The 19,394-nt window shown below is 29.9% G+C and carries 20 protein-coding genes; all 20 read left to right on the forward strand.

Annotation, left to right across the window (positions count from 1 at the left end):
* Positions 1-187 precede the first annotated feature (187 nt).
* The 20 genes from PQ463_RS01975 to tssD all read left to right on the forward strand — a co-directional run bounded on the left by PQ463_RS01975 (position 188) and on the right by tssD (position 19,374).
* Positions 188-829 (forward strand): C40 family peptidase, encoded by a 642-nt coding sequence (locus PQ463_RS01975; RefSeq protein WP_274256073.1) that lies wholly within the window; start codon positions 188-190, stop codon positions 827-829.
* The gene (locus PQ463_RS01980; RefSeq protein WP_160782431.1) at positions 813-1,757 is read left to right on the forward strand and encodes a type VI secretion system baseplate subunit TssG; all 945 of its coding nucleotides are present in this window, start codon (positions 813-815) and stop codon (positions 1,755-1,757) included. The genes PQ463_RS01975 and PQ463_RS01980 overlap by 17 nt, the downstream gene beginning before the upstream one ends.
* A gap of 2 nt (positions 1,758-1,759) precedes the next feature.
* Entirely contained in the window at positions 1,760-2,740 is a 981-nt protein-coding gene (locus PQ463_RS01985; protein ID WP_274256074.1) for a TssN family type VI secretion system protein, read from the forward strand.
* A gap of 16 nt (positions 2,741-2,756) precedes the next feature.
* The gene (locus PQ463_RS01990; RefSeq protein WP_274256075.1) at positions 2,757-3,830 is read left to right on the forward strand and encodes a LysM peptidoglycan-binding domain-containing protein; all 1,074 of its coding nucleotides are present in this window, start codon (positions 2,757-2,759) and stop codon (positions 3,828-3,830) included.
* Between the two features lie 52 nt (positions 3,831-3,882).
* A complete protein-coding gene (locus tag PQ463_RS01995) occupies positions 3,883-4,377 on the forward strand; it encodes a DUF4280 domain-containing protein (RefSeq protein WP_274256076.1) in 495 nt (164 codons plus the stop codon).
* A gap of 11 nt (positions 4,378-4,388) precedes the next feature.
* On the forward strand, positions 4,389-6,863 hold the full coding sequence (locus tag PQ463_RS02000; RefSeq protein ID WP_274256077.1) for a DUF5675 family protein: 2,475 nt from the start codon (positions 4,389-4,391) through the stop codon (positions 6,861-6,863).
* Positions 6,856-7,611, forward strand: a complete 756-nt coding sequence (locus PQ463_RS02005; RefSeq protein ID WP_274256078.1) for an SH3 domain-containing protein — start codon at positions 6,856-6,858, stop codon at positions 7,609-7,611. Before PQ463_RS02000 ends, PQ463_RS02005 begins: the two co-directional genes overlap by 8 nt.
* 1 nt (position 7,612) lies before the next feature.
* Positions 7,613-8,263 (forward strand): hypothetical protein, encoded by a 651-nt coding sequence (locus tag PQ463_RS02010; RefSeq protein WP_274256079.1) that lies wholly within the window; start codon positions 7,613-7,615, stop codon positions 8,261-8,263.
* A 147-nt stretch (positions 8,264-8,410) separates the two neighbouring features.
* On the forward strand, positions 8,411-9,433 hold the full coding sequence (locus PQ463_RS02015; protein ID WP_274256080.1) for an SH3 domain-containing protein: 1,023 nt from the start codon (positions 8,411-8,413) through the stop codon (positions 9,431-9,433).
* Between the two features lie 105 nt (positions 9,434-9,538).
* A complete protein-coding gene (locus PQ463_RS02020; protein ID WP_274256082.1) occupies positions 9,539-10,654 on the forward strand; it encodes an SH3 domain-containing protein in 1,116 nt (371 codons plus the stop codon).
* A 98-nt stretch (positions 10,655-10,752) separates the two neighbouring features.
* Positions 10,753-11,907 (forward strand): SH3 domain-containing protein, encoded by a 1,155-nt coding sequence (locus PQ463_RS02025; protein WP_274256083.1) that lies wholly within the window; start codon positions 10,753-10,755, stop codon positions 11,905-11,907.
* Between the two features lie 110 nt (positions 11,908-12,017).
* The gene (locus PQ463_RS02030; RefSeq protein ID WP_274256084.1) at positions 12,018-13,163 is read left to right on the forward strand and encodes an SH3 domain-containing protein; all 1,146 of its coding nucleotides are present in this window, start codon (positions 12,018-12,020) and stop codon (positions 13,161-13,163) included.
* Between the two features lie 209 nt (positions 13,164-13,372).
* A complete protein-coding gene (locus tag PQ463_RS02035; protein WP_274256085.1) occupies positions 13,373-14,542 on the forward strand; it encodes a hypothetical protein in 1,170 nt (389 codons plus the stop codon).
* 22 nt (positions 14,543-14,564) lie between these two features.
* Entirely contained in the window at positions 14,565-15,077 is a 513-nt protein-coding gene (gene tssO, locus PQ463_RS02040; RefSeq protein WP_111424122.1) for a type VI secretion system TssO, read from the forward strand.
* A 54-nt stretch (positions 15,078-15,131) separates the two neighbouring features.
* The gene (locus tag PQ463_RS02045) at positions 15,132-15,581 is read left to right on the forward strand and encodes a hypothetical protein (RefSeq protein WP_012025252.1); all 450 of its coding nucleotides are present in this window, start codon (positions 15,132-15,134) and stop codon (positions 15,579-15,581) included.
* Positions 15,582-15,601: 20 nt separating this feature from the next.
* On the forward strand, positions 15,602-16,972 hold the full coding sequence (locus tag PQ463_RS02050) for a DUF5458 family protein (protein ID WP_274256086.1): 1,371 nt from the start codon (positions 15,602-15,604) through the stop codon (positions 16,970-16,972).
* A 97-nt stretch (positions 16,973-17,069) separates the two neighbouring features.
* Positions 17,070-17,597, forward strand: coding sequence for a hypothetical protein (locus PQ463_RS02055; RefSeq protein ID WP_274256088.1), 528 nt, complete (start codon positions 17,070-17,072; stop codon positions 17,595-17,597).
* A gap of 51 nt (positions 17,598-17,648) precedes the next feature.
* On the forward strand, positions 17,649-18,362 hold the full coding sequence (locus tag PQ463_RS02060; protein WP_274256089.1) for a hypothetical protein: 714 nt from the start codon (positions 17,649-17,651) through the stop codon (positions 18,360-18,362).
* 10 nt (positions 18,363-18,372) lie between these two features.
* Positions 18,373-18,804 (forward strand): GPW/gp25 family protein, encoded by a 432-nt coding sequence (locus PQ463_RS02065; RefSeq protein WP_274256091.1) that lies wholly within the window; start codon positions 18,373-18,375, stop codon positions 18,802-18,804.
* A gap of 183 nt (positions 18,805-18,987) precedes the next feature.
* A complete protein-coding gene (tssD, locus tag PQ463_RS02070; protein WP_012025247.1) occupies positions 18,988-19,374 on the forward strand; it encodes a type VI secretion system tube protein TssD in 387 nt (128 codons plus the stop codon).
* Positions 19,375-19,394: the final 20 nt, after the last annotated feature.

Here is a 19,394-nt window from a genome sequence, read left to right on the forward strand (position 1 = left end):
ATCCAAAAATGTAAATAAATTCATTATAAAGGAGTTACGTTCAAAAAGAAGAATTTTCTCAGGTTTGAAAAGTGAAAATAAGCTGAAAAGTTTGTTTTTTATGTTGCTTAAAAATTTAAAAAAGATCCATTTTGGGTTTGAAATAAAGTTTAATTATCTAAAAAAAGAGTACTAAATAATATTTTTTATGAGGCAGTTTGTTATAATGATTTTTATGATGCATTTATTTACGGAATGCCATGCTCAAAAATATATTTCGCAGATCCCCTTCAAATATGATTATTCTTTGGAGCTGTTAAAAAAACAGGCTCAAATGAATGAAACAGGTTTAAAAAATAAAACCATCGTCAATGATAATTCAGAGAATTTAAGTGACGAAATGCTTGCTCTAAAAGAAAAATACTCCATTATTCTGGCTGTAATGCCAAATAAAATTACCAACTACAAATTATACTCCTACATAGATCCGTGGCTTAATACGCCATATAAAGAGAAAAGCTTTTCTAAAAAAGGAATTGACTGTTCTTATTTTCTGCAGTCTTTATACAGTGACGTTTACAAGGTTACGCTTCCAAAAGATCCAGCAGGTATGTGGAAGTCTAAATCGATACAAATTTTTACTGGACGAAGTTTTCTTGCCGAAGGCGATCTTGTTTTCTTTCGATACGATAAAGATCATCCGATATCTGATGTTGGTCTGTACCTGCATAATGACCGAATCCTGGCTTGTACAGACAAAGGTCTTGCAATATATAATTTCAATGATGAATATTTTCAGTTACGATACATAGGCGCAGGACGAATTAACGAGGATGGAAAGAAGAAGTAAAAAAAGTCTTGAAGATCTTGCATTCGAAATTGAGAATATTTCGTATGACATTAGGGCTGAAGTTATTGCTAATGAACTTCTTGAGTCCAAAGCAATTGTGCAGGATGAAATTACGGTTTCTAATCAGGGACAATTCTCGCGTGCGTACAGAAGTGACATTTTGGAGGCAGTAATTCAGGATGATAATTATGATAAACAAGAATATCTAAATATACGATTATCGCGCGATAGTATGTATGATGCGCTTCCAGAAGGTTTTGTACATAGTTTGACAGAGAATAATTCTGATAAGTCTGTAAAACAGATGATAAAGGAGCATAAACACCAGAAAAAGCAAGAAGCCGAAGCTCGTGTTTTTTTTACTCCTTTTGAAAACGAAATTTTTCATTATCGTACTAAAATAGAAAGTGTTGAAAGGAATTTTTTATATAAACTGAACGGAAGCAAACCGTTGGATTTTTTCTATGATTTTTGGGGATTATCACACATTTACCCTGAAATTTTAGTTTCAAAATTTATACAGCTGCTGCCTTATGCATACAAAATAGTGGGAGACATTGAGCTCGCTTGCCAATGTTTATCAAGCATTATAGAAGAAAAAGTAACCTATACAACAACAAGTTCTAAAGAATATAGCGAAGAAGGAGAACAGGTCAGGTTAGGAGAAAATAGATTGGGAGTCGATTTTATTACTGGAAAAGATTACATGGATTATTCTATGAACTTAAGGATAGAAATTGGTCCTGTTACCAATAAACCTTATCAGCAATATCTTAAAAACGGCGATATAAAAATATTTATAGATTGTTTTTGCGAGCATTTTTTTCCAATGGAAGTCGACGTAAAAACAGTGTTATTGATTAATAAAGAAACAGAAGAGTTTAATTTTAGTAAAGAACCTGTGTTAGGGTATACAACACGAATTTAGTAATGGTAAAAAAGCATTTATTAGCCCTTATTGATATTAGGCTTATTGTATTTTTAGTAGTAATCATAGCAGTAAGCGCTATACTTACTATGGTATTCAGCGATAAAATAAAAGAATTTGCAGCACAATATAAAAGAAAATTTTACATCTATATTTTTTCATTTGTATTGATTTATGCTCTGGTTGGTTTTTTAGGCTACAACAAACTATTTACAGAGCTTTCAGACGAATTTCGATTTTATCAAATTGCGTCACTGCTATTTGGAATCCTTAATGTTTACTTGTATCGATGGTACTTTAACGAGTTTAACCTAAAAGGCGTTGTGGGTATCGAATTATTGTTTTCATTTTTAATAACACTTTATTCAAGCGTATTATTTGTCATTATTTATACCGCCTTAAACGGAATTGCGCTAACATTTTTAATGTGCTCTCATTTCTTAGTATTTATTGTTCCAACAGGCGTTTACGCAGTTTTTAACTATATGATGCAGATTCCTCCTAAAGAATATGTTACATGGAAAATTCCGGAAAGAAAAAATCCTTTTCCCGAGATTGAAAACTTTGAAATGAAAGATTTATTGCTGATTACTTTATTGATTCAGAAAAAAGAAAGTGATACAAAATATACCTCATTACGATCTAAAGGTCCCGTGAGAATTGATTTTGGAGCGTTATTCTATCATACCGTTTCGGGATATAATGAGCATAATGCTGAAAGTAAAATTGATTTAAAAGAAAACGGTGAAAATTGCAGCTGGGTATTCTTTTTACAGCCAAAATGGTATCAAACAGCCAAATATGTAGATGCAAAATATACTTTGGGTATGAATGGTATTACGGAGAATTCAGTGATTATTTGTAAAAGACAGAAAAAAGAAGAAACCAAAGTAAATAAAAAAGGTAAGGAGAAAGAAGGGTTTATGTATGAACCTAAGCTTGAAAAGAAAGAGAAAGCGAAGGAAGAAGAGTTAGCAGTTTAATGTTTATTGAGATATTATGTATTACATAGATAAACCTGAAAAGCCATCATACGACAAGTTTCGTACTTATAAAATTAAGAAAGGAGATACACTCGAAAGTGTTGCTCGTGATCTTGGCATCGATGCTCAGGAACTTAGAAGATATCATAATATATACTGTGAAATTCCTGATTTAATAGAAGCCGATTTTAAAAGTTACTTAGAGTATTTGATTTTAGCACCTGAAAAAACTATTGAAGAGCAAAAGGAACAAACAGAAAAAAAGCCTCAAAAAGTTAGTTTAGCAAGTAATTATACATTGCCATTTGTTGCAGACAAAATTGATAATGATTACCAGGTTAGCTATACCACTGTTTTTGGAGATGCTGTTGATACAATAGAAATGAAAGCAAGTGTAAAATGGCTTGCTACTGATAGAAATAATTATCATTTGTTTGAGATAAATAAAGGATCTATTTATGTCAATAATAGTATACCAGATACCATTATGGATGAACTGGCCGCTAAAACTGCTGCTGTTTTATATCCCTTAAAAATTGTGGTGAATGAATCTGGAAAGTGGGTTGATATTTACAATTATGATGAAATAGAAAACCGATGGAAAGATACAAAAGAAGAAGTTCTGGATTATTTTGAAGGTGAGGTTGCAGAAAATTATATTGAACATACAGAATATGCTTTAGAAAATTCTGAAACATTACTTAATTCTCTGGCTTCAGATTATTTTTTAAGGGCTTTTTTTAGTGGTATTTACGTTGGTTATACCTCAAATTATTCGTTTCAAAATGAAATCTTTTTTCCATTAGAGAAAGACGAAGAATCGAAGTTTGCGGTTCAGCAAAAGATAGATTCGATTTTGGATGAATCAAATTTGGTTAAAGTAGAACTAAAAGGAGATTATATAGATTCTGGAAGTGAAGCCAGTTTTGGATTTGACCCGTGGAAAGGAAAATTCAACGCTTCGTATTTTCTGGATGAACATAGTTATTGTATCGAAAAGATAAATTTAGAATGCAATATCGAGTATGATGAGCCAATAAAAGTGATCGTACAAATTGAATCTTTAAAGAAAGAAGAAACTCAAAATTAAAGAGATAAAACAGAGTAGTTAAGCGAATGTAATATTTATAAATGGTAAGGCAATGAGTGAGAAACATATAGTAGTTCAGGGAGCTTCACTAAAATGTAAATTTAGCGTAGAACCCAAAAAAGATATATTAAAAGTAAAATCGCAGGATAAGCATTATGCTAATGATAAAGAAGCTGAGAAAAAACTCATTGCGACCGACAAAGAAATTGGGCAGACATTAGAGAAAAATACGTTTGGTAAATGCAAAATGCAGCCAAACGGAAGCGGAGATTATTTGCCGTGTCAGGCCACAATAACAAAGTGGAGTGCTTTTTACGAAAAAGTAACCTTAAGCAATCAAGGAAAAATTCTATTGGAAGACAGTAAAGGAACTTGCCCGATTGGAGGACCAGATTGTATAGAAGTAGACAAACACGGTCAAAAAGCAGAAGCGAGCAAACAAAATGCTAAAAAAGCGAAGCCACAGGTAAATAATCAAATAAATCCTTTGGTTAATACCTCAAAATTTCAAGAGAGTTTAGAAGAGAGTGATTCTATTTGTAAATAAAATAAAATAGTATGTCAGATTTTAAAATAATTGGAAATCCGGATCCTGTTGTAGGTAAGGAAGAATTCTACTCAGTAAATACTTTTTTACCGAGTATTCTGCCTTTTCAAAATTCAGCTTCTAATAATAGTTTTGAACAGCCTGTAAAATGGGAAATATACATTCTTGAAAACGGAAGATGGCGTAAGACTAAAGAAAATGATAAAACTGGAAAAAGAATTTCTTATACCTTTCTTCAAAAAAGTTTAGAAAGAAAAGGCATCCGTATTCTGGCAAGAAGAGGAGAAGATGTGGCACGCCTTAATATAACTTCACATCCTGCGGAAAAACCAAAAATTGAAAGCATAGAACTGCTTGATAAAAATGGACAAAAACCTGCGAAACCGCTTTCTTATGGACAGACTCTAAAAGCTAGGGTTAACTGTCTTCATATGGAAAAACACAAAGTATATGTTACCCTTTGGGAAGATGATGCAGCTGGTGCAGGACACAATAAAGCCAATGAAAAAAATATAATACAAACACTTTCAGGAGTTGTTAAAAATGGTAAAGCAGATGTTGACTTTTTACTGAGACCAAGTTTTGCGAAAATTGCAAAACAAAACGGTCCAGAAGAAGGAAAAATTCATGAGTACTATGTTACCGTTGATTTTAACAAAAATAAAATTGCAAGTAACAATGTAAACGTAAATGATATTGAAGCTCCTGTAGCTCCTTATAAGGGAAAGACAACACCAAAAGAAGCTGAAAAGCCAAGCACTCCTCCCAAGAAAGATTCTCCAAAGCAAGATGCATCGGGTGCTAAAAAAGAAAAGGGTCGAATCAATTCAGTGAATCTTACTGATACAGTTGGAAATAAGATTAAAGGAGTATTTAAAGAAAAACAGATTAAAGTTTGGATCAACTCAACGGGGCTAAAAGGAAAGGATATCAGCCTAAAATTATATGACGAAGATGTAGCTAGCAACGATTTACTGTTTCAACAGGAATTTACGCTAAAATCTGATTTGCATGCGATTGTTGTACCTCTAGATACAATTCCTCGAAGCCTTGGAGGTAACTTTTGGACTGAAGGTGCAGAACAGGAGTTGTTTGCAGAAGTTAAAGTGTTGCAGACAAATGATTTAAAAAAGAGTGAAGTTGTAGATGTAGATGCTAAAGTTTTTAAACCAGATCCTGTAGAGCATACTAATAAGGTTGCGAAAGTTGGTGATACTAAAGATGATAATAAAGACAAAGATAAAGTAGTCTGTCAAAAATGTATTGATCCCGTAACCGTAAAACAATTAGAAGATTTATTTCCAAAAGCTGACAAAGAAACTTTAAAAACTATTGCAGAAACATATACAAAACATATGAAAGCATTAAAAATGGATACCTGTTGGAATAAAGCTCATTTTTTTGCACAGGCTATAGTTGAAAGTGGAAAAAGCTTTAAATTAAAAGAAGGAGAAGGAATGAATTATTTGGCTGATGATCTATATTTAGGTAGATGGAATCCAAAAAAGAAAAAGTATGTTACTATATTTTCATATTTTAAAACAAGGAAAGATGAGGCTTATAAATACGGTAGAATAGAAGAAATAAAGAATGGAAAAAAAGTAGTTACTCAAATAGCTGATCAACAAGCGATAGCGAATCGCGTCTATGCTAATAGAGTGGGAAATAAAGGAATTGAATCAGGTGATGGATGGAATTTTAGAGGGAAAGGATGTATACAATTAACAGGGAGAACTAACTATGAAAATGCAAATAAATATACTTTAAAATATGAAAATGCTGATATAGTTAAGAATTCGGATTTGGTTGCAAAAAATATTAAAATCGCAGTTTTATCATCTATGGCATATTTTGATATGTATGGAGTTAATAAAAAGGCAAACAAGTGTAAAGATGTTAAAAACAAAATTGCTCCAATGATTGGAAATGATGTACCACTTGAAAATGGAAAAACTAATCATGATGAGAAACAAGAAGCTTTTGATGATTTTACTTCAAAGACTTTTTCTATAGATGCTTGCAAATATGGAAGTGCAGTAGTAAATAAGGATGAAAAGAAAGATACGGGAAAAGGAGTTACGATTAGATTAATTAGGAAATGGGAAACAAAAAAATCTACTATTGGAGAATTTACAATTGATGATTCTGATATAAAAGGGTATATACTAGAGGAGAAAGGACCAGATACAACAGTTTCGGGTATCGAACAAAGAGTTCCTGTGGGGACTTACAATTTAAAATGGCATAATGGAACTAAGAAAAAAGGAGTTTTGAAATTGTATAATAGTAATGTGTCTGAGGACAGGGCTATTTTAATACATTCAGGAAATACAGCAGCAGATACTGAGGGGTGTTTGTTGCCAGGAAGTACAAAATCTACGGATTTTGTAGGTGATAGTAAAGCAAAAGTCAAAGAAATAAATGATTATGTTAAAGAGAAAGGTGTTGAGGGAGCAAAAATTATAATAGCAGCAAAATATGAATAAATATCTTGTAGCTTTTTTATTATTAGTTGTATACAATATAAGTGCACAAAATAATTTAAACATTCAACAACTTAAGGAAGGATATAATACTAAAAACAAAAAAGTATTTATAGATAATTTCCCCAATAATTTTAAAGATTTTAAATCAACTTTTGGTTGGAATGATAAATTGGATAAACCAAATGTATTATATAGTGAAGCGAATGACTTTATAAAATATTTTTTTGAATTGTCATCTAGCAATGAGAATTGCAAAAAGAAGATTATAAAAATTGCATGTAAAGCTAAATGGGAAGCTGATGCGGTTAATTATTTTCATATGAATTTAGTTTTATTGGTTGAAAAGGATGAAAATTTTGATAAAATGCTGCAAACATTGGATGATAAAGATTTGAATGATTTCTGGCGCTTTTATTTTGATATTGAAAATTTAATTTATTCGCAAAAACTATATACTATTCTTAATGTTTCCATGAAAGAGAAAGCAATGTTTGTTTTTAATATATTGAAAAAAGAAAGGAGTAATGATAGTGATGAACATAGAAAATTAAATAAATATCAAATTTTTGATAAAGATGGCTATTGTAATTTGAGAAAATACAGTAATTCCAAATCTGATGTTATAGGAAAAATAGAAAATAATGAAATTATAAATGTTTTAGATAATTCCGAAGATTGGTGGTTTATCCAAACGAATAAAGGATTAGTTGGGTTTGTACATAAAAGTAGAATAAAAATAAAAAATTGAAATGGGAAAAAAGTTTTTTTTTAAGATTATCATCTTAACGTTATGTTTAATTTCTTGTAATCAAAAGAAGGAAAAAGATTTAGATGTTAAAGAAAGAGATACTAAAGAGATAGTAAGTGATACTTTAAGTGTTAATAAAACAAAAGATTACATTGAGGATTATAAAGCAAAATATAAAGAAAAAAAATATAATCTAAGAGTTGAAAAAGATTGCGATTTAAATATGGATGGTCAAATGGATAAAATTATCATTTTTGAGCCTTCTCAAATAGCTAATAATGAACTAACAAAAGAATCACCTGTTTGTGTTTTTATCAAAAAAGAAAAGGGCTATAATATTTATGAAAATAAAAATATTATTTACACTTCTTTTTTTAACTCAATGGCAGAAGGTCTTCAAGATTTAGTAGTTAAAGACAATTATTTCACATTTGAAGAAAATAATCAAGCAGGAGAAGTTAGAGGTAATGACTATATAACATTTAAGTATGACTTAAAATCCAATGAAATTGTATTGCACAAATACAGTGTTGAATTAATTAGTGTTGATGGTGAAAATGATAAAACTTTCACATATGGTAAAGAAGTATTTGGAAAGATACTTTTTAATGATTTTGATATTGATAAAATAAAAGAAAAAATCAACAATTAAAAAACTAAATATTTTGAACTTCAATGTTGAAATACTAAAAATAAATTAATTTAAAAATAAGCTCCTTGACATATTGAAAAGAAAAGCCCCAGCTAGCAGGAGTCCTATGCTTTTGTTAGCTGCGGGAATTAATAAATGCAAAATTTAATGAAAAAAATAATAAATCCTATTCTGCTTTTTTTGGTGTTATTTTTTAATTCTTGTAATTCAGAAAAGAAAGAAAACATAATAAAAGATCAAATGAAAAAGGGAACACTAATAGACGGGATAACTTTAGATAATTCTATATTTAGTAATAAAGACATTGATCTTAAGAAATATAAATTCAATGGAGTATTAATTGAAAACATTAATATAAATGATTTATTAGATAAAAATTATAGAGATGATTTTATTAAGTTTTTATTAATCACAAAAAATGAAGATGATAGTTTTAAATCGACTTTGGTTTCCCAGTTGTTGATTATTAGGATGATACAATTGTCTGATACTGATGCTTTTTATATATTATCTGAGATTTCAAAAAATGATAGAGTATCTTATAATGGAATAGAATTATATCAAGAGACTTTATTGAAATTCTTCATTGAAAATCCTATGTTCTATGTTCAACAAGGAAGTAAATATAATGATTCAACTATTATTAAAAGTATTTCAAATTCATTAGATGAATTTATAGCAGACGAAAATTTTTTTAAAGATAATATTGCTAGTATTAATTTAGAAAGTCAACAGATGTTGTTGTATCCAGAAAAAGAAAAAGAATTTAATGCCAATTTCAAAAATACATTAAAAAAATTACCTAAAGTTGAAGCTATGTTTTCACCTTCTTCTTATACAGCCTGGGAAAGTAAAACAATTTATTTTACAAATATCTATTCTTTATTTACTAAAGCAGTTACTCAAAAATTGACAACTCGAGAAAATTTGTATTATAAGTCATACATATTACCGATTTTAAAAAAGTACACCAGTTTAGGCTATGTTATTAATGATTCAGATGGGTATACAAATTTAAGAAAAGACAAAAGTGCATCTTCTGAAATTTTGCAAAAAATAACTACGGGAGAAGAAATTATTGTGTTAGATAATTCTGGTGATTGGTGGCTTGTTGAGTCAAGAGATGGTAAAAAAGGGTATGTATATAAAACTAAAATTAAAGAAGAATAATTAGTAATAAAAAGAGAAAAAGCTCCTTGACATATTGAAAAGAAAAGCCCCAGCTAGCAGGAGTTTTACGCTTTTGTTAGCTGAGGGAATTAAAAAGAAAAGATTATGAAAATGCTGCAGATATTAGTTTTATTAGTTTCTATTGTAAGCTTTAGTTCTTGTAATTCTCAGACAAAAGAGAAAAGAAATGAAAAAAAAGAAATACAGATGTTTACCAATGTTTTAAATAAATCGAATTACAAAAATACCATCGAAAATTTTGAAAATGTTAATAAAGACATTATTGGTATTGATACTCGTAATTTGAAAGAAGGTTATAATGAGATTAAGATTCTTGGTGAATCTATAGATTACCAAATATGTAAGGAAGGGAAATATATTAAAATAGGAGAAGACATTTTACCAGATATAGATAACATCAAAGAAGATAAGCTTATAAGTTATCCATATATGAAATCTCTAATAAATTTAAATAAAATTCTATATTTAAATGATATGGCTTCTACTTTAGGGACTAGTCTAAAGGATATTGATTTGGCAAGAGATGTGGTTGTATTATTTAATTACGAAAAAAATGAATCTTTAATAAAGAAAGTTGTTGATAATATTGGTGATTGGGATGATTTTTCAAATAATTTCAAATTATCAATGGTCTTTTATAATAGAGATCGTACTATTAGAAAGAAAATCCTTAAATATCTTTCAAAAAAACAAGAGCTTATATATCACTTGACTTTTTATTTAGCTGATAATAGAAAGAGTATAATAAATGCCAATAAGTTATCAACAGAAAAAATTGATGAAGCTATTGCTTACTTATTAAATCTTGGACTTGAAGGTAAATCAAATGAAGATATAGATACAGATAATGATATGTCATATAGACTTTTAAACAATCTTCTTACGTCTCATCCTAATATTATTAATTCTTTTGAAAGAATAAATTATTACGGACATGCAGATTTAGCTTTTTTTATAAAAGTATTCCATACTATACAAAATAATAGTGATCAAAATTCAGAAATAAAAAAATATTATATTCAAGATTCGGATGGTTACTCTAATATAAGAAAAGATAAAAATAGTAACTCAGAGATAGTTGGAAAAATTAAATCTGGCGAAGAAATAGACGTATTGGATGATTCTGGAAATTGGTGGTTTATCCAAGCTAAATCGGGTAATAAAGGATATGTCTACAAGACGAAAATAAAATCTGAATAAAAGAAAATATAGAAAAGGTTCCTTGACATATTGAAAAGAAAAGCCCCAGCTAGCAGGAGTTTTACGCTTTTGTTAGCTTGGGGAATTAATGAAAAAAGATGAAAAATATAATTTCTTTACTAGTTCTATTGCTAATTTCCTGTACAGGAAAAACAGACAGCAAAAAAAATAATTTAGGTAATTCTAATGGTTCAAAAGAGGCTCCTTATAATTTAACAGATTTAGGAGATGGTAAAAAGTTTAATTATGATACTTTGTCTATAGATTATATTAACAAGGTGAAAACAAGCCTCATAAAGAGTAATTTTAAATTTCCAGATGAACAGACATTTAAAAAAAGAACTTTAGAGGTCTTTAAAATAAATTTGTACGATTATAAAAACAATATTATTGTTTTGAGACCAGCAATGTTTACTGAAATTGCGATTAAAGAAAGTAGATTTATCTTAATTGAAGATCAAGAAACCGATGGCAGTGAAAATGCTATTAATGAAAACCTTGAATTTTATTATAATTCTTATGTATTCTATGAGGATAAAATTGCATTTAATTGGTTGAAGTCTCGTTATAAACAGCAGTTAATAGATTTAGTTGTACAATACGGCTATAATTCTGATAAAGAGTTGGTGAAATTTGTATTTAAAAATTACGATTTTGATGATAGTGTTTCATTCCATGATTTGATTTTTACATACGATGTAAAATCTAAAAAATATATTTTAAGAGAAAGTATTCTAAATGATATTGAAAGTATTGTCTATAAAGGAACAGTTGAAGGCTATACAGAAGCAAAAGAAGGTAATGGCTATAATAGTTTCTCTGATATAATTGAAAAAATAAGAAGTAATCCAAACAACTACTTGGATGCAGAAAAATACATTGCTTTCTTATATGAAAAAGATTTAAGAGTCTGTGTAGTAGGTCATATAGAATCTAATTTGAGTGAGAATAAAAAGTATAAAACTTTTTTAAAGGAAAATAATTACTTTAATCTTATGAGACTGAAAGAGTATGTAGAAATTGTTTATGGAGGAGATTCAGATTCTGATGAAGTAAGTAAGATTTTTAAAATCTCGGACCCAGATGGATTTACGAATCTTAGAAAAGAGAAAAATTCTTCATCAGAAATTTTACAAAAAATAAATAATAATACTGAAGTTGAAGTATTAGACGATTCAGGTAATTGGTGGCTGATCAAAACAAGTTCTGGAAACAAAGGATATGTTTATAAAACCAAGATAAAAGCTGAATGATTTAAGTAGTTAGTATACATGCTCCTTGACATATTGAAAAGAAAAGCCCCAGCTGACAAAAGGTTTATGCTTTTGTTAGCTGAGGGAATTAAAAATTATAAAAAATAATTATGAGAAGTTTAATGATTTCCATTTTAGTTGTTTCTATTGTGAGCTTTAGCTCTTGCAATTCTCAGACAAAAGAGAAAAGAACAGAATCAATAAAGAAAAATGAAGATAAGTTATATGCTGAATATACACCATTAATGAGAGATTTGCTAAAAAATAATAATTACAAATTCTTAGAACATAGTGTATTTAAAAATAAAGTTATTGAATATTTTGGAGTTGATATTGATAATGCAAAATTTAATGATGTTTATTTAGAAAGTGGCCTTGGGTACACGGCTTTAAGTAATGAAGGGTTTATCGATACTTATCAAGTTGATAGAGGTGTAATTGATGGAGCTGGAGATGCTTTTGCAGATATTCTCAAAGACGGATCAAATAATGACTATAATATTGATTTTATAAACTACAATAAGGTTTTATTTAATGATGATTTATCTGCAATATCAAAAGTCAACATAGATAAAGATAAAGTTGAAGATATTGTAGTGTATTTAAATTATGAAAAAAACAATCTTTTAAGTAATTCATTTGTGAAGAATATAAAGAAGGTTGACAATTATAATGAAAGTTTTAAATGGCATCTTTTATGGTATAATAATAAAACAAAACCAGATGTAATTAGAAAAAAAATATTGCAAGATATAGCTAATAAAAAGCCTGATTTTATTTTTGATTTAGCTTATTTTCTAAATAATAATTCTAATAAAATTAAAGAGAAAACAGATGGCGCATTGATTGATGCCACACTAGCTTTTTTAATAGAAGTTGAATTACAGCATTATGAAGATAAGGATTTGGATGATAATAAAGGTTACAGTTTACTTAATAATTTTTATATTCAAAATCCTAAGATGTTAGACAGATTTAAATCTCAAAAATTTTATGGATATCCATTAATTGACAGTTATACTAAAAAGTATTTATTAATGTCAGAAGAAAATGAAATTTCTTATGGTAAAGTTATAGATCCTGATGGTTATACTAATTTGAGAAAAGATAAAAACAGTACATCAGTTATAATTGAAAAAATTAAATCTGGTGAAAAGGTTGAAATTTTAGATGATTCAGAAAATTGGTGGCTCATAAAAACAAATTCTGGAAACAAAGGATATGTTTATAAAACTAAACTACAATCCATAAATTAAAAACATTTTTAAATAAAAAGCTTTAATAAGTCTTTATAAACTAAAATATAAATCCAAGAGAGAAGGTGAAAATCAGGCTCAGTGCGCATAATTGTATCTATTTAACCCGTAAAATCTTGTTATAATAATAAACAACACTAATAATTAAAGTCTAAACCAACAAAAAGAGAAACGAAAGATTCTCATTTCAAAATAAAAACTATAGAATTATGATAGAAAAATTAAGTCATTTTCCCGTAAACTGGATTGATGGGATGAAGATAAATAAGAGCCATTTTTTATCTATTCAGGACAACGTTTCTGAGTTGGTAAATGATGCAATTGGTATTCATACCACACCTATAAGTTATGGTCTGTTGGATTCTGGAAACCAAAACAAGGAGGCTACAAAAATCACTTTAGGAATCGATAATCACAAACTGCTTCGCGTTCGTGTAGAAGAATGCCACGCCATAACACCAAATGGATCCAGAATCGAAATCAGTAAAAGCAATACAGATACATTAGATCTTCAGGTTCCGTACCCGGAAGATACTTATGAAATAAAAGAAGGGGAACAACTGGTTTTATTGGCTTGTATTTCGGTTAATTCTAAAAAGAGAATTCCTTTTGGCGAACCAGATCCAGATGAAGTACCGCCAAGATATCCGTACACACAGCCAGAATACAAACTGCATTTAATTAAAGCTGAGGAGTTTCGCTCAGGAATTGGATACGGCGGTTTCTATCTCGCAATTGGTAAAATCCTTATTGGAGATACGACAGTTTTAGACGAAGACTATATTCCGTCTTCTGTAACCGTATCCTGTCATCCAAAACTGGTTGATATGCAGGCACAGATTGCCCGTTCGTTTGGCCAGATTGAGATTTACTCAGTTCAGATTTCTCAAAAAATAAACAGAGGACAGCAGACAGGACTTTTACCGCAAACCGTAATGCAATTGGCAGATAATACGGGATATTATTTAGGCAGCTGTTTAACGCAGTTCCGTTGGTTTTCATTGCACCAGCATCCAGCTTCAATGTTAAGCACAGTGGTAGCATTTGCCAGAGTGATGAAGAATTTTATCGATTCAAAATCGGGAGCGGGAAAAGAAGAGCTGTTAAACTATTTTGCCGAATGGTGTGATATTTCGCAAGGAGATTTCGAAATATTGTTTACGACCCTTATAAATGCTGGCTACGATCACGTGCATATCGATAAAACGGCTTCATTGGCTATAAATGCTTTAAACAGAATAGAGAGATTATTCGAAACACTAAGCAAACTGGATTACATCGGTAAGAAAAAAGAAAACATCGAATTGTTTGTTGCCGAAACAGAGAAAAAAGACATCGTTCACAATCCGAAACGTCACGGTTTCTTTATAAAAGACTAAAAAAATAAATAGTAATATAATTATGGAAGTATTAAATAAACAAGAACGCCAAAAAGCATTTATTGCTTTTTTAATTGCCTTTATCCTGACTTTTTCGGTTATGCTGATTGCAGTTTCGTTCAACTTTTACATGCCCGTAGCAGAAAACAAAATGCTGAAAGCAGAAAATGAAATGATGAAAAGAGAATACGATTATCAAACTAATTTTTCGGTTAAAATTGACAGTATCAGAATGACAATCGATTCAATCAATTCGCCAAAAGTAGATAACGATTTTCAGCAGCGTTTGGCAAATGTTATGATTGCCAATATTTATCAAAAAGTTCCCAAAGACACTACCGAAAACAAAAAATTATATAACAATGTTATCCTAGCCTACAAGAATATCATTGATTACAAAAAACAAATTAGGAGTCTTACGCACAATTCGCACTTAATAGACAGTTTGAACCAGTCGGCTAAAACGTACAAAGAAGAATTAGAAAAAGTAAGCAGGGACTTAGATGTATGTCGCCAGGTTTACCAAAATCAATAATTAGAAATTTAGAATAAAGAAATTAATAAACTAATCATTTAAAAATTTGAAATTATGTTGTCAAACTATGGAATTGGAGGTAATGAAGTAAAAATTGATGCAGATGAAGCGATCACTGCAATCCCTCAGAACAGAACACTTGTTGCTCAAAAATTAACAGTAGATGCTCCTGTAAAACCAGAATTGGTAGAAGGAATTACAAGCATCGAAAAAGCATTCGAACACTTTAAACCAGAAGTAAAAGTAAATTTTGAAACTGCTGATGGTGCTACTAAAGTTGAGCCTTTAAACTTTAAAAACTTAGGAGATTTTGGTATAAAAGGAATCACAACACAAAGCAGCTTTTTATCTGATCTTGAAACAGAAAAAGATCAATATCAAAAAATTATCCGTCAGTTAAAATCAAATAAAATTTTAAAAGCGGCTTTAGAAGACGGAGAAGCAAAACAAGCTTTGCTAGAAAGCCTTGGAGCATTGATCAATGAGTTAAAAGAGAACAAATAAGAAATTAAAAAAATATAGATATGTCAAGTAAAGAAGCATATAAAGGAGATCTAGATACGGCGGTATTAGAACCTAAAGTAGTTAAAGCAATTTCAATTGAAAAGAATGTTGAAAAACTGGCTAAATACGGTGGTTTTGATTTATTGGAAATGGCAATTGAAGGAGTTCAAAACCTTAATCCAGACAGAAAAGCAAGAAGAAAAATCTTTTTAGGCGAAGTAAACAAAGCAAAAGAAAGAGAAACACTTTTAAAGACTTTAGAACTTTGGTCTTCAGTTTTAAGCAACAATGAAGCTTTGACTGATATGGTGGCGCAAAGTGAAGACAAATGCAAAGAGTCTGAAGCTTTATTGCAAAAAAACCTTGCTAAAGCTGTTGAAGATACAAGAGAAATTGAAGCTGCTTACAGAACGTTAGCTTTATTCTTTAAAAACACAGAATCGGATAAAGTAAAAAATGTTACGATTGTAAACGCAGAATTAGATCAGTTAAAAGATCTTGACAATACTCGTTTTATTGATGCGATTCATGCAGAATTGGTTGATAATTACGATCGTTTAGACCTTAAAAATAACTACGGTATTTTGGTAATTCCAGGATATTTAGGATCTAATAAAGTAATCGAAAAATGGGCAAAAATTGCACATGAAAACAAAGTGATGCTGGTTACAGATTTCGAACACCTTGATGAACCGGATGATGTAATGGAAATGTTCGATGCTGCTTCTTTAACAGGGGGAGATGTTTACCGTTCTAACGTAATAATGACTTGCAACTGGCTTGTTGGACGTGGCAGATTTGATCAAATTGGAGAAAACGAAGATTTACACGTTGCACCTTCGGCTGCATTAGCAGGAAAAATTTACAAGACATTAATGTCTCAGGTTACTGCTGGTAAGAAATTCGGAGGAATTAATGAAGTTGACGGAGTGAAGTTTGATCTTAAGAAAAGCGAAATTGCTAATCTTGAAAACTTAGGATTGGTCCCGATGGTAAATGAATACGGTAAAGTAATGGCTTTCTCTGCTAAAACATTATTCAGCGGAGATAACTTAGGATTACAAACGTATTCTGTAGTTCGTGTATTTGATTATGTGACTAAAGTATTGATGGATTTCCTTAACCGTCGTGCTTTCGAAAACTTTACTGCAAAAACACGTAAAGAAATTATGAATCAGATCGTTGCTTTCCTTGACGGAATCACTGGTCCAGATAAATTAATTGAGAATTTTGAAATCCGCAGATTTGAACAAGATCCAATTCAAAAAGACAGAATCTATATGGATATCCATATGAAACCGTATTTCCCTGCTAAAAACTTCCTTATTAAAATGGATGGTCACAAAGGTGATGACGGAACAGAATGGGATACAGATTACGAACAAAAATAATTGTACAGTAAATAAAAAAAGGAAGCACATAAAATTGTGCTTCCTTTTTCAACAAAACATTGATCTTTTGAATGATCAAACCAAATAATTCAAATTCATGAACGTACTTAAAATTTTACTTTTAGTCGGTTTGTTTTCACTATCAAATTCGATTAAAGCACAAAAAGTAAATCAGATTGATACTTTAAGCTGTCCTATTACGCAAAATGATTTATTGCTTTCAGGAAAGTTATTTGCAAGTGCGACACCAATTTTGCTTCGTGTATACAACGAAGATTACGAATATGCTGTTTTTCAGTTAGGTAAAAGAAAAAGCAGCATCTACTTATATTTTAAAATTTTCACAGATAATGTTTGTGTAAAAAAAGAACAGCCTCTTGAATTATATTTTAAAAACGGAGATCGCTATTTATTAAAAAATAGTTTTCAGGTTAATTGCGATGGTACTGCGGCTTTAGAGCTTAGAAGAAAAGATATTAAAAAATTAATGTCTAACTCCATAAACACTATAAAGTTTTTTACGCTCAAAAAAGACTATGAATTTAGCCCTACAGAAGTTGATAATCAAAATATAAGGTTTTATCTGCACTGTCTAAAACTCTACAAAGTGAGAAAGAAAAAATAGAATTTAATTGAGTTAATTTTTGACAGTACTATAATCTATAAAAAATAAGATATGCCATTTCCAGAATTGAACCTTTCATTAGGACTTACAGATAACGACGGTTCTGTTTTTTATGCAGGAAGCGGAGAAGGAAAAGTAATTGTAAAAACAGATTCTGCTTTAAAAAAGCATAGTATCAATATCACGATTTCAGAACAGGAGGTTGGATCGGTTTATTTGAATACGCATTTAGAAGGTACCGAAATTCCAGCTGAAATTGAAGTTCCTGTTTATCAAATGATAGTTACAGACGATAAAACAAACGAGAAAGAAGTGTATAAAGTTACTCGTGATACTTTTTTCTATAAAGAACAAACAAAGAAAAAAGGATTATGGAGTTTTCTGGGTTTAAAATTCTTAGCTCCAAATAACTTTCTTTTTGAAAATATCCCTTTTGAACCTTTAAAAGAAGAAATGGAAACGTATGATATTTCACGATACAGAAAGTTAAATGAAGATAAGCTTACCTATACTTTTCAGAAAGGTGAACAAAACATCCAACTTTTTGCAGGTGATATTAATGCACTAAAAGTAGAGAAAGGAATAAGCTATTTTGTAATTGTTGATGAGAAAAAAGGACAGCGGTTTATTGGAGATATACTGTACAGGGAAAAATTTTTAAAATTGACACCATCAGTTAAACTGCACATCATAAAACGTAAACAGGTTTCTAAGAAGATGGAGACAGATAAAAAAGGTCGAGCTAATAAGTTGATTTATATTTAAAAAGTAAAATATGAAAGGAGCATTTTACAAACTTCCAATAGATTTTAATAGCGTAATGCAAAAAAAAGAGTTAGAAAAAACCTCTATTGAGCATTCTATTGCGCAACAGGTCATTTTACTGGCCACTACGACATTTGGTGAGTGCAAGTTTGATGAAACGTTTGGGTCAAAAATCTGGGAAATCGATTTTGATTTACTGATGAATGAAAATACGCTAAAAGAAATTATCTCAAAGACAATGAAACAGTCTTTGGCTTTTCATGAAAAGCGAATAAAAGTGAAAGAGCTTATCGTCGAATTATCAGAAACAATGTATTTTGTTGATGATGTCAGCAGATCAAAAAAGAAAGTTGATATAATAATTGAGGCTACAATAAAAAGTACAAATCGTGATTTTGACTTTAGAGGATACTTTTTTGTTGGGCCACTATCCTATAAATAGATATTTTTTTAGTAATAATTTTATTTCAATCGCTTTTAAAAAGAGTTTGTTGTTTTTTAAAGGTTTGATTACTTGTTATTTAGATAATGTAAATAAAGTTTTATTAAAAAATATATTAATATAAGATTTTATTTATATATTTACAGCATAAATAAATAAATTAATAATTAAAAATTTTTCATTATGTCGTTTTTAACATCATTAACAGTAGCAGGAAAAGATTACAAAGTATTAAACGTAAGTTATGATTTAGCTCAAGAAACAGATGCTTCTGGGCGTCCATCTACAGTAACTCGTGGAGGAAGAATTATGATTGAAGTTGAATCAACTGGAAGTACTGAATTGTTTGAGTGGATGACTAACAATTTCGAAAGAAAAGACGGGTCAGTAAAATTCATCAAACGTGATTCAAACGCTACTTTAAAAGAGCTAAAGTTTACAGAAGCTTACATGGTTAAGTACAAAGAAAACTTTGATCATAACAGTGAAAATCCATTAACTGAAACTTTTATGATTTCTGCTCGCAAAATTTCGATGGGTGGAGGAGAATTTGATAATGCTTGGGTATAATCCTTTGGACTTTATCAATC

Origin of the sequence: Flavobacterium sp. KACC 22763, assembly GCF_028736155.1 — a bacterium.
Lineage (GTDB): Bacteria > Bacteroidota > Bacteroidia > Flavobacteriales > Flavobacteriaceae > Flavobacterium.